The sequence below is a fragment of the Pseudomonas sp. PICF6 genome (assembly GCF_009831705.1).
GTDB classification, from domain to species: Bacteria; Pseudomonadota; Gammaproteobacteria; order Pseudomonadales; family Pseudomonadaceae; genus Aquipseudomonas; species Aquipseudomonas rhizophila.
Window position 1 is genome coordinate 230,635 of record NZ_WUUD01000013.1, and the last position, 346, is coordinate 230,980.

The window sequence follows — 346 nt, forward strand, 5'->3', positions numbered from 1 at the left end:
AGACGACAGCAACGCCGGCACCGCCTCGGAAACCAACTTGACCCTGACGGGCAGCGTGCTGACCAATGACACCGAAGGTGCGGATCGCGTGGCGTCCGGCCCGGTCACGCCCGGCACTTTTATCGGGACATACGGCACGCTGGTCCTCAACGCCGACGGTTCCTACACCTACACGCTCAACACCGCCGACGCCGACTTCAAAGGCCTGCACGGCGGCGGCAGCGGTAGCGAAACCTTCACCTACACCCTGACCGACGCCGACGGCGACACCAGCACCGCCAACCTGGTGTTGCAGGTACACAACAACGACGACCCGGTGATCATCGAAGGCCTGGACACCGAAGGC

1 protein-coding gene is annotated in these 346 nt (G+C 64.5%); it reads left to right on the forward strand.

The genetic code is table 11. The annotated features are described in order from the left end of the window. The coding region (locus GSM73_RS26985; RefSeq protein ID WP_256676734.1) for an Ig-like domain-containing protein at positions 1–346 on the forward strand (346 nt) is incomplete at both ends.